This window comes from Pseudoalteromonas shioyasakiensis (genome assembly GCF_024518675.1).
GTDB classification, from domain to species: Bacteria; Pseudomonadota; Gammaproteobacteria; order Enterobacterales; family Alteromonadaceae; genus Pseudoalteromonas; species Pseudoalteromonas shioyasakiensis_B.
The window spans coordinates 218,164-230,281 of the sequence record NZ_JANIGL010000001.1 but is presented as its reverse complement, the minus strand read 5'-3'; the positions used below and the strand labels follow the sequence as shown (position 1 = coordinate 230,281).

The 12,118-nt window shown below is 40.5% G+C and carries 9 protein-coding genes; 7 read left to right on the top strand and 2 right to left on the bottom strand.

Annotation, left to right across the window (positions count from 1 at the left end; all coding sequences use genetic code 11):
• The first annotated feature begins 69 nt into the window (after nt 1-69).
• From trxB to infA, 5 genes are all read left to right on the top strand, one after another.
• On the top strand, nt 70-1,020 hold the full coding sequence (gene trxB, locus NQT69_RS00960) for a thioredoxin-disulfide reductase (protein WP_138554966.1): 951 nt from the start codon (nt 70-72) through the stop codon (nt 1,018-1,020).
• Nucleotides 1,021-1,345: 325 nt separating this feature from the next.
• Entirely contained in the window at nt 1,346-4,159 is a 2,814-nt protein-coding gene (locus NQT69_RS00955; RefSeq protein WP_256825854.1) for a bifunctional aconitate hydratase 2/2-methylisocitrate dehydratase, read from the top strand.
• 164 nt (nt 4,160-4,323) lie between these two features.
• Nucleotides 4,324-5,040, top strand: coding sequence for a leucyl/phenylalanyl-tRNA--protein transferase (aat, locus tag NQT69_RS00950; RefSeq protein WP_256825853.1), 717 nt, complete (start codon nt 4,324-4,326; stop codon nt 5,038-5,040).
• Nucleotides 5,033-5,737, top strand: a complete 705-nt coding sequence (locus tag NQT69_RS00945; protein ID WP_256825852.1) for an arginyltransferase — start codon at nt 5,033-5,035, stop codon at nt 5,735-5,737. The genes aat and NQT69_RS00945 overlap by 8 nt, the downstream gene beginning before the upstream one ends.
• 90 nt (nt 5,738-5,827) lie before the next feature.
• The gene (gene infA / locus NQT69_RS00940; protein WP_002962494.1) at nt 5,828-6,046 is read left to right on the top strand and encodes a translation initiation factor IF-1; all 219 of its coding nucleotides are present in this window, start codon (nt 5,828-5,830) and stop codon (nt 6,044-6,046) included.
• A 175-nt stretch (nt 6,047-6,221) separates the two neighbouring features.
• Here infA and clpA read toward each other — a convergent pair whose 3' ends face one another.
• Entirely contained in the window at nt 6,222-8,486 is a 2,265-nt protein-coding gene (clpA, locus tag NQT69_RS00935) for an ATP-dependent Clp protease ATP-binding subunit ClpA (protein WP_256825851.1), read from the bottom strand.
• Nucleotides 8,487-8,556: 70 nt separating this feature from the next.
• Nucleotides 8,557-8,865 (bottom strand): ATP-dependent Clp protease adapter ClpS, encoded by a 309-nt coding sequence (gene clpS / locus NQT69_RS00930; RefSeq protein WP_256825850.1) that lies wholly within the window; start codon nt 8,863-8,865, stop codon nt 8,557-8,559.
• Nucleotides 8,866-9,074: 209 nt separating this feature from the next.
• On the opposite strand from clpS, the gene cspD reads away from it, so the two are divergent.
• Nucleotides 9,075-9,290 carry a cold shock domain-containing protein CspD gene (gene cspD / locus NQT69_RS00925; RefSeq protein ID WP_058558936.1) on the top strand — a complete coding sequence of 72 codons (216 nt, stop codon included), beginning with the start codon at nt 9,075-9,077 and terminating at the stop codon, nt 9,288-9,290.
• A 429-nt stretch (nt 9,291-9,719) separates the two neighbouring features.
• Nucleotides 9,720-11,942: an NADP-dependent isocitrate dehydrogenase gene (locus tag NQT69_RS00920; protein ID WP_256825849.1), complete on the top strand. Its 2,223-nt coding sequence runs from the start codon at nt 9,720-9,722 to the stop codon at nt 11,940-11,942.
• Nucleotides 11,943-12,118: the final 176 nt, after the last annotated feature.

Genomic DNA, 12,118 nt, shown 5'->3' with positions numbered 1-12,118 from the left:
TTTACTTCCCTCTTGTTTCTCTTAAAATCGTGCACATTAATACGCTATTAAAACGTTTAGGATAAAAACATGAGTGAAGCAAAACATTGTAAGTTACTAATTTTAGGTTCTGGCCCTGCTGGCTACACTGCAGCAGTATACGCAGCGCGTGCAAATTTAAACCCTGTATTGATCACAGGTATGCAGCAAGGTGGCCAACTTACAACAACAACTGAAGTTGAAAACTGGCCAGGCGATGCTCATGGTTTAACAGGTCCTGCGCTAATGGATCGTATGAAAGAGCATGCCGAGCGTTTTGAAACTGAAATCGTGTTTGATCACATTAATAAAGTGGATGTATCAAAGCGCCCATTTACATTGACTGGCGATCAAGGGACATACACATGTGATGCTTTAATTATCGCAACTGGCGCGTCTGCTAAATATTTAGGCTTAGAGTCGGAAACTAACTTCCAAGGTCGTGGTGTGTCAGCGTGTGCGACCTGCGATGGCTTTTTCTATAAAGGCCAAAAAGTAGCGGTAGTTGGCGGTGGTAATACTGCGGTTGAAGAAGCGCTTTATTTATCAAATATCGCAGATGAAGTACATGTAATTCACCGTCGTGATAGTTTCCGCAGTGAAAAAATCCTAGCTGATCGTTTAGCTGAAAAAGCGGCAAACGGTAATGTTGTACTACATTACAACCGCACACTAGACGAAGTACTGGGTGACCAAATGGGTGTAACGGGTATCCGTATTAAAGACGCAAACTCAGATGCAACTGAAGAGCTGGATTTAGCTGGTGTGTTTATTGCGATTGGTCATAAACCAAATACTGATATGTTTGTTGGCCAGTTAGAAATGAAAGACGGCTATTTAGTTGTTGAATCAGGCTTAAACGGTAACGCAACACAAACTAGTGTACCGGGTGTATTTGCAGCTGGTGATGTGTCTGATCACATTTATCGTCAAGCAATCACGTCTGCCGGTACAGGCTGTATGGCGGCATTAGACGCTGAGCGTTTTTTAGATAATTTATAATTTTTTATTACTCTATTTAGGGCTGATTTCTCAGCCCTTTTTTATGCCTTAAATAAAGTTATTCAAGTAAAGTCTAAAATAAAGTCTTGTGTTTACAAAGGACATTCACAGTAATTATAGTGAAGATTCATTTTATATATACAATTAATGGTGTAAGTGCGGTAGGATCTGAAGCCGTGCAATGATTATCGTCAAAGTAACGCAAGTAAAACTAGCTATAATAATAGTTGGGGCATAAAAGCTTTGTTCATTTGGGCATGACGAGAGACTGTAATATAAGTTAAAATGCTCAACTTCATATCAAGTAAAATACCGAGAGTTTTCTATGAGTTTGTATACAAAATATATGGAAGAAATCCAAACCCGTAAAACGGAACTTGGATTAAACCCAAAACCTATCGATAGCGCAGAACTAGTATCTGAGTTAATTGCTCAAATTAAAGATACTGATAACGAGCACCGTAAAGATTCATTACATTTCTTTATTTACAATACATTACCAGGAACAACCAGTGCTGCGGGCGTTAAAGCACAGTTTTTAAAAGAAATCATTCTTGGTGAAGAATCTGTTGCAGAAATCACTCCTGAGTTTGCATTTGAGCTTCTTTCACACATGAAAGGCGGCCCATCAATTGAAATGCTACTTGATTTAGCATTTGGTGATGACGCAGCAATTGCAGCCCAAGCTGCTGAAGTTCTTAAAACACAAGTATTCTTATACGATGCAGATATGGCTCGCTTAAAAGCTGCATATGAAGCAGGCAGTGCAATTGCTAAAGATTTGCTAGAAAGCTTTGCAAAAGCAGAGTTTTTCACAAAGTTACCTGACATTGAAGAAAAAATCGAAGTAGTAACTTATATCGCTGGCGAAGGTGATATTTCAACCGATTTACTATCACCTGGTAATCAAGCTCACTCTCGTGCTGACCGTGAACTACACGGCCAATGTATGATCACACCTGAAGCACAGCAAGAAATTGTTGCACTACAGAAAAAACACCCAAATGCTAAAGTAATGTTGATTGCTGAAAAAGGCACAATGGGTGTTGGTTCGTCTCGTATGTCAGGCGTAAATAACGTGGCACTTTGGGCTGGTAAACAAGCAAGTCCTTACGTTCCTTTCATCAACATTGCACCGGTTGTTGCAGGCACTAACGGTATCGCGCCAATCTTCTTAACTACCGTTGATGTAACCGGTGGTATTGGTCTTGACCTTAAGAACTGGGTGAAAAAAGTCGATGCAAACGGTAACACAGTAACTGATGAGAATGGTGATGCTGTTCTTGAAGAAGCATACTCTGTTGCCACAGGCACTGTTTTAACAATCGATACTAAAGAGAAAAAGCTTTATAACGGTGATAAAGAACTGGTTGATGTATCATCTGCATTTACTCCACAAAAAGTTGAATTCATGCGAGCAGGTGGTTCTTACGCAGTGGTATTCGGTAAGAAGATCCAAACATTTGCTGCTGAAACACTAGGCATTGATACACCACTTGTTTATGCACCTTCAAAAGAAATTTCACATGAAGGTCAAGGTTTAACTGCGGTTGAGAAAATCTTTAACCGTAATGCGGTAGGTGTACTATCTGATACGCCACTTCACGCAGGTTCAAATGTTCGCGTTAAAGTGAACATCGTAGGTTCACAAGATACAACCGGTCCAATGACTGCACAAGAATTAGAAGCAATGGCTGCTTCAACAATTTCGCCACTTGTCGATGGTGCATACCAGTCAGGTTGTCATACAGCGTCAGTATGGGATAGCAAAGCGCAAGCAAACATTCCAAAACTAATGGCGTTCATGAATAAATTCGGTCTTATCACAGCACGTGACCCGAAAGGCGTTTACCATGCCATGACTGACGTTATCCATAAAGTATTGAACGACATTACCATTGACGACCGCGCGATCATCATCGGTGGTGACTCGCATACACGTATGTCAAAAGGTGTAGCATTCGGTGCCGATTCAGGAACTGTTGCCGTTGCACTTGCAACCGGTGAATCAGCAATGCCAATCCCTGATTCAGTTAAAGTGACGTTTAAAGGCGCAATGGCTAAACACATGGATTTCCGTGATGTGGTACATGCAACTCAAGCGCAAATGCTGAAGCAATTTGGTGGCGAAAACGTGTTCCAAGGCCGTATCATTGAAGTACATATTGGTACGCTGATGGCTGACCAAGCGTTTACCTTCACTGACTGGACTGCAGAAATGAAAGCGAAAGCATCAATCTGTATTTCAAACGATGAAACACTGATCAAGTCAATTGAACTTGCTAAATCACGCATTCAAATCATGATCAACAAAGGCATGGAAAACGAAGCGAAAACACTGCAAGGGCTAATCGACTTAGCTGACAAGCGTATCGCGGGCATCCAATCTGGTGAGGAGCCTGCTCTATCTCCAGATGACAACGCTAAATACCACGCTGAAGTTGTAGTTGATTTAGACCAAATCGTTGAGCCAATGATTGCCGATCCAGACGTAAATAACGATGATGTATCTAAGCGTTATACGCACGATGTGATCCGCCCTGTTTCATTCTACAATGACAAACCAGTTGATTTAGGCTTTGTTGGTTCGTGTATGGTTCACAAAGGCGATATGAAAATTATTGCTCACATGCTACGTAACCTAGAAAAGAAAAACGGTTCAATTGAATTCAAAGCGCCACTTGTTGTTGCGCCACCAACATATAACATTGTTGACGAGCTTAAAGCTGAAGGCGATTGGGATATTTTAGCTAAGTACGCTGGTTTTGAATTTGACGATTCTAAGCCTAAAACAGCGGCTCGTACTAAGTATGACAACATCTTATACTTAGAGCGCCCTGGTTGTAACCTATGTATGGGTAACCAAGAAAAAGCTGAACCGGGTGATACCGTTATCGCAACGTCAACACGCCTTTTCCAAGGCCGTGTAGTAGCCGATACATCAGAGAAAAAAGGTGAATCACTACTTGGTTCTACACCACTGGTTGTTCTTTCTACAGTACTTGGTCGCTTCCCAACTATGGAAGAGTATAAGTCTGCAGTTGAAGGCATTGATCTTACATCGTTCACACCAGTTGAAGAAGAAATGACAACTAAATTTAATGCTGGTGAAGCTGTACCAGTAAAAGTTGTTAGCTAATTCATTAGCATTAACAGTATAAAAAAGCGCGTTTTAATAACGCGCTTTTTTTATGCCTACAACTTCTCTCGAGCAGCTAAGCTAATTGTTTTTCATTTGTTGTTTGTGATTTTAAAGCAACAAGTTACAATTTATCTTACCGCGTAGTAATAAGAAACGGTGTAATGACAAAACAACTCTATCAATTATCTCAAGAACACGTTACTTTTCCGCATCCTGAGCTTGCCTTAGATGAGCCCGATGGCTTACTTGCCATTGGTGGTTGTTTATCACTACCGCGACTAAAAAGCGCCTATAGCCAAGGTATCTTTCCTTGGTTTAGCGACTATGAGCCTATTATGTGGTGGTCACCGAGTGAGCGTGGCATTATCGAGTTTGCTGATTTTCACATTAGTAAAAGTTTACGTAAGCATTTGCGTAAATTCCCCGTTAAAGTAACCGTTAATACCGCGTTTGATGAAGTCATTGAATCATGCCAGCAGCAACGCATAGATGTTGAAGGCACGTGGATCACTGACGATATGCTTGATGCCTATAAACAAGCTCACATCGATGGTTTAGCCCATAGCGTTGAGGTTTGGCGTAACGACCAACTGGTTGGGGGTTTGTACGGCCTCATGCAAACAGGCGTGTTCTGTGGCGAATCGATGTTCCATCATCAAACAAACTGCTCAAAGTTGGCGATGTGGGCATTGGTAAACTGGCTTAAACGCCATCATGCCCATTTTATTGATTGCCAACTAGAAAATCCTTATTTGCTGTCTTTAGGTGAAAAAGTTGTACCTAGAGCTGAATTTTTATCTAAACTTAATAATGCAGCAAGTTACAAAATCCCAGCTACTATGTGGCAAGCTCAGGAGCTTATAGCAATTTATGACTGATCATCTTCCAGCACGCTTAGGTTTGAGCCAACAATTTGATTGCAGTTATTTGGGCGATCGCCAAGAGCAATTACTGGTTATTCTCGATCCCTGTTGTTACACCAAGAGTAAATTTGAAACCTTGCTTGGCCTAGGTTTTCGCCGCAGTGGTGACCAAATTTATCGCCCCCACTGCCCCGCTTGCAGTGCATGCAAATCAATTCGTGTTCTAGCAAAGCAGTTTACGCCATCAAAATCACAAAAACGTAAACTTAATAAAGCGAAAACGGTCTTTGAAGTAAAATATTCAGAGCAAGAGCGCGCTGAATATTACCCGTTATATAGTAAATACATTAGTGAGCGCCACCAAGATGGTTCAATGTACCCGCCAGAACAATCACAATACCAAAGCTTTTTATTTTGTCATTGGCTGCCCATTTCATTTATTGAATTATGGCACCAAGATAAATTAATTGCAGTTGCTGTAACTGATTGTATGGACAATGCTATTTCGGCAATTTATACCTTTTTTGACCCTGACTATGAACAATATAGTGTGGGCACATTGATGATTTTAGAACAAATAAAGTTTGCGCAATTGTTTAATAAAGACTTTGTGTATTTAGGTTATCAAATAGACGAATGTGCTAAAATGCGCTACAAAACTCAATTTTTACCTGCCGAAAATAGGGTTAATGATACGTGGGTGGCTATTTAATTTACAAAAATAGTCGCTGTAGCTTTACTTATTGGTGTATTTTGGGCAAAATCTGCATCGTTTAACTATTAAAGAGGTGTTACGCTAAACATGGCGAAAGAAGACGTAATCGAAATGCAAGGGACGGTCCTTGATACTTTACCAAATACAATGTTCCGAGTTGAGCTTGAAAATGGTCACGTTGTTGTGGCTCACATTTCAGGTAAAATGCGTAAAAACTATATCCGTATTTTAACCGGCGATAAAGTTACCGTAGAAATGACCCCATACGATTTATCAAAAGGTCGCATCGTATTCCGTGCTCGCTAAGTTAGTGCGTTAACGAAATATCAAGTTTTTAGCTAAGTTGATTAAGTAACTTAGTTACTTTCTACAACAGCTTGAAGCGTTTATTAAATGTAATTGAAAGCCCTACGCTGACCATTACATTTAATAAACAAAAAGCCCAGCATTTGCTGGGCTTTTTGTTGCTTGCATTAAGGTGTTAGGCAGGCGTTAAATCGGTTTCAAAATCAAAACGCAATTTTTTATCTTTCAGCGACACTTTCACTGTGCCCCCTTCGATTAACTCACCAAATAAAATCTCATTAGCTAATGGCTTTTTAAGCTGCTCTTGAATAACACGGCCCATTGGTCGGGCACCCATTGCTTTATCGTAACCTTGATCTGCTAACCACTCCCGTGCTTTTGACGTCAACTCAAGATTAACCGACTTCTTATCAAGCTGAGCTTGGAGTTCAACAATAAATTTATCGACCACTAATAAGATCACATCACGCTCTAGGTGGTTAAACCAAATAATGTTATCTAAACGGTTTCTAAATTCAGGTGAGAACACCTTGTTGATCTCACTCATGGCATCATGGGAATGATCTTGCTCAGTGAAACCAATTGACTTACGTACTGTCTCTTGCACACCCGCATTGGTCGTCATTACCACAACCACGTTTCTAAAATCAGCTTTGCGGCCATTATTATCTGTTAAAGTACCATGATCCATCACCTGCAACAGAATGTTATAGATATCAGAATGTGCTTTTTCAATTTCATCTAACAACACCACAGAATGTGGGTTTTTAATAACCGCTTCAGTCAGTAATCCACCTTGTTCAAAACCAACGTAACCAGGCGGTGCACCAATTAAGCGGCTAACAGCATGACGCTCAACGTATTCAGACATATCAAAACGAATAAACTCAACACCCATGCATTTAGCTAGCTGCTTGGTCACTTCTGTTTTACCCACACCGGTAGGCCCTGCAAACAAGAAGGAACCCACAGGCTTGTCTTCGTTTGACAAACCAGAACGAGATAAACGAATTGCCGAGGTAAGCGCATCGATAGATTGGTCTTGACCAAACACGAGCATCTTCAGATTACGATCAAGATTTTTAAGCGTTTCTTTATCGCTGGAAGACACACTTTGTTGTGGAATTCGCGCCATTTTTGCCACAATGGATTCAATATCTGAAACACCAATTGTCTTTTTACGTTTTGAGCTTGGTTGCAAGCGTTGATTTGCGCCCGCTTCATCAATTACGTCAATGGCTTTATCCGGTAAATGGCGTTCGTTAATGTATTTCGCGCTCAGCTCGGCGGCTGCTTTAAGTGCTTTTTGCGTATAACGAATACCGTGGTGCTCTTCATAACGTTCTTTAAGACCATTAAGAATTTTGGTGGTATCAGCCACACTTGGCTCAAGTACATCAATTTTTTGGAAGCGACGTACTAATGCACGGTCTTTTTCAAAGATATTTTTGTACTCATTATAAGTGGTAGAACCCATGCAACGTAATTTACCACTTGATAATAACGGTTTAAGTAAATTTGAGGCGTCCATAACGCCACCAGAGGCCGCACCTGCACCAATTATGGTATGGATCTCATCAATAAACAAAATCGCGCCTGGTTGCGCCTGAAGCTCTTTAAGCAATGCCTTGAAGCGCTTTTCAAAGTCGCCACGGTATTTAGTACCGGCTAATAACGCGCCCATATCCAGTGAGTACACAACGGCATCTGCGATTACATCAGGAACTTGCTCATTGACAATACGATACGCTAAGCCTTCAGCAATGGCTGTTTTACCAACCCCGGCTTCACCTACTAGTAATGGGTTGTTCTTTTTACGACGGCATAAAACCTGAACCGTACGCTCAACTTCGTTATCACGCCCGACTAGGGGATCAATATTCCCTTCAATCGCTTGTGTATTTAAGTTGGTGGTGAAGTTATCCAGCTTAGAAGGTTCTTCACCTTGCACTTCTTGTACTTCTTCATGAATATCATCGCTTTCTTCACCGCCGATATCGTCGTCAGATTTGGCGATGCCATGCGAAATAAAGTTAACGATATCAAGGCGAGAGATATCATTCTTTTTAAGTAAGTAAACGGCTTGGCTTTCTTGTTCAGAAAAAATAGCAACCAGCACATTCACACCAGTTACTTCGTTTTTGCCCGACGACTGAACATGGAATACTGCACGCTGTAATACGCGTTGAAAGCCTAGTGTTGGTTGTGTTTCGCGCTCTTCCTCAAGATCTGGAATAACGGGTGTTGTTTCGTCAATAAATTCTGATAGCTCTGTTTTAAGTGCTGCCATATCAATTGCGCAAGCATTTAGCGCCTCGCTTGCAGAAGGGTTATCAAGTAGTGCCAATAATAGATGCTCTACCGTCATAAATTCATGGCGACGAGTACGCGCTTCACGAAACGCCGCGTTTAAAGTTAGTTCTAAATCTTTGTTTAGCATTGGCAACCCCTTACATGAGATAATATTTATATACCGTTGTGATGGGTATTTTGATCACCCTACCTTGGTATTATTCCTGCTCACAACTACAAAGCAGTGGATGCTCGTTATCACGTGCATAACGGTTTACTTGCTCAACTTTGGTTTGCGCAACGTCTGCAGTGTATACACCACATATTGCTCGCCCGTTTTGATGAACTTGTAGCATCACATCTGTTGCTCTATCACTATCCATATTAAAAAACGTCATTAGTACTTCTATCACAAAGTCCATAGGCGTGTAATCATCATTATTTAAAATGACTTTATATTTTCGCGGTGGTTGTAGCTTTTGCTTTTCACTGTCGCGAACCGTGTCTAAAACATCTGAATCTTTCATGCCACTCATAATTAAATATAGTCTTGTCTTTGGAACTCAAGCAAACTTGAATAAAAAAATAAATTAATTGTTAAAAAATAGTTTAAAACACTTGACTGATCGTATAAATAAACTACAGTCAATTATAGATTGATTAAACCTTAGTCAGTCTATCAAATTATACGGTTTAGAATAACTAAATTAGTCAACTTATAGAAGGATGTAGAAGTATGGCTTGTGGTAAAGTCAAATGGTTCAATAACGCCAAAGGTTTTGGTTTCATCGTAGAAGACGGCTGCGAGAATGATATATTCGCCCATTACTCAACGATTGTAATGGACGGTTATAAAACACTTAAAGCTGGTCAAGATGTAACATTCGAATTGCAACAAGGCCCTAAAGGCCTACATGCGACTAATATTGCTCCTAACGAAGAGTTAGTGTAGTTGTTATAGAAGTTCGACACTACAAGCGAGCGACCTGTAAAGATCCTCGCTTAACTTCTTTTTCAATATTCTCTGCTTCCTTTTTTACCGCCCTCCGTTTTGTTAATTAAATACTTTAAAAGCACAAAATCTGTCCTTAGTCTTGAAATTACTTTTTAATGCCCCAATATTCTATTAGTTATTAGCCCTTTTGTGCCAAGCTTGTTACACTCTTTGTGTTTAAAAAGCCCGAAAATGGCCCTTTAAGTGGTAAAACTATGCTAATGGCTAATTCCATTGGCGGGTTTTTAACATTAAATTTATAACAGTTCGTCAGGTGTGGTTATTGCAATACAGTATTGACACCTAACAGACTGATCATTGCCAGCAATGGCGATGGTATTCTTGCATTGTTGAATATGGCTTTATGCCTACTATCTAGGAATGATGATGACATCAAAAATTATCTATACTAAAACAGACGAAGCTCCGGCACTCGCAACTTACTCTTTATTACCGATCATCCAAGCATATACAAATGCCGCTGGTGTTGAAGTTGAAACACGTGACATCTCTTTAGCTGGTCGTGTTATTGCTAACTTCCCAGAGTATTTAACCGAAGAGCAACGCATTGGCGATGCACTAGCTGAACTAGGTGAGCTTGCTAAGACACCTGAAGCTAACATCATCAAATTACCAAATATCAGTGCGTCAGTGCCACAATTACGTGCTGTAATCAAAGAACTACAAGAAAAAGGCTATGCACTTCCAGATTACCCTTCAGAGCCGAAAACAGACGAAGAAAAAGCGATTCAAGCAACTTACGACAAAATCAAAGGCAGTGCAGTAAACCCTGTATTACGTGAAGGTAACTCTGACCGTCGTGCACCTGGCTCAGTAAAAGAATATGCACGTAACAACCCGCATTCAATGGGTGCATGGAGCAAAGATTCGGCTTCTTATGTTGCAAGCATGAACGAAGGTGACTTCTTTGGCTCTGAGCAATCAGTAACAGTTGACCAAGCAACAGATGTACGCATCGAGCACGTTGCTAAAAATGGTGATGTATCTGTACTAAAAGCAAGCACACCATTGCTAGCGGGTGAAGTTATTGATGCATCATCAATCAGCGCGGCTAAATTACAAGCGTTCTTAGAAGCTGAAATTCAAGCTGCAAAAGAAAAAGGCGTATTGTTTTCATTACATATGAAAGCAACCATGATGAAAGTATCTGATCCAATCATCTTTGGTCACGCTGTTAAAGTATTCTACAAAGACGTATTTGCAAAACACGGTGAGCTATTTGAAGAGCTAGGTGTTGATGTAAATAACGGTCTTGGCGATGTATATTCTAAAATCCAATCTTTAGATGAAGCAAAACGCTCTGAAATTGAAGCTGATATCCAAGCGGTATACTCACAACGCCCTGCTATCGCAATGGTTGATTCAGACCGTGGTATTACAAACCTTCATGTACCTAGTGATGTGATCATCGATGCATCTATGCCAGCTGCTATCCGTTCAAGCGGTCAAATGTGGAATAACGATGGTAAATTACAAGACACTAGCTTTGTCATTCCAGATCGTTGTTACTCAAGTGTTTACCAAGCAACTATCGATTTCTGTAAAGAGCACGGTGCATTTGATCCTACCACTATGGGTAGCGTACCAAATGTTGGCCTGATGGCACAAAAAGCAGAAGAGTACGGTTCACACGACAAAACATTTGAAGCAAAAGCTAACGGTGTAATTCGTGTTGTTGATGCTAACGGCACAACATTACTTGAGCACAACGTTGAGCAAGGTGATATCTGGCGCATGTGTCAGGTTAAAGATGCACCAATCCAAGATTGGGTTAAACTTGCCGTAAATCGTGCTCGAGCAACAGGTAACCCAGCTATTTTCTGGCTTGATGAAAACCGTGCACATGATGCGCAAATCATCAAAAAAGTAAATGCATATTTACCAAACCACGATACTGATGGTCTTGATATCCAAATTTTAGCACCGCTTGAAGCTACTCTGTTCTCACTAGCGCGTATTAAAGAAGGTAAAGACACTATCTCAGTAACAGGTAACGTCTTACGTGATTACCTAACTGACTTATTCCCAATTCTTGAGCTTGGTACAAGTGCGAAAATGCTTTCAATCGTACCACTTATGAATGGCGGTGGTTTATTTGAAACCGGTGCAGGTGGTTCAGCGCCTAAGCACGTACAACAGTTCGAAAAAGAAAACCACTTACGTTGGGATTCTTTAGGTGAGTTCTTAGCGTTATCTGCTTCACTTGAACATTTAGCAGTGAATACAGATAACAAAAAAGCACAGGTACTTGCCGATACACTTGATAAAGCAACGGGTACTTTCCTTGCAGAAAACAAGTCGCCTTCACGTAAAGTAAAAGAAATTGATAACCGTGGTTCTCACTTCTTCTTATCTTTATTCTGGGCTCAAGAACTAGCAAAACAAAACGACGATGCAGAGCTTAAAGCTCAGTTCACTCAGATTGCTAGTGACTTAGAAGCACAAAAAGATCAGATCGTATCTGAACTTAATGACGCACAAGGTGCTGCAATGAATGTAGGTGGTTATTTCCAACCTAACGATGCATCAGCATTCGAAGCAATGCGCCCAAGCGCAACATTTAACGATATTCTAGCTAAACTAGTTTAATCGCTAATATGTAAAAAAGGCGCTCAGTGAGCGCCTTTTTTGTGCCTGAAACAGATAAAACTAGTAGCAATACTTTTTAAACTAATATTTGTGCTAAATGAGACGCGGAATTACAGCTCCCAAAAAATACCAAGCAATAAAAAAATATGATTGGCATAAAAAAAGCCGCTACAGCG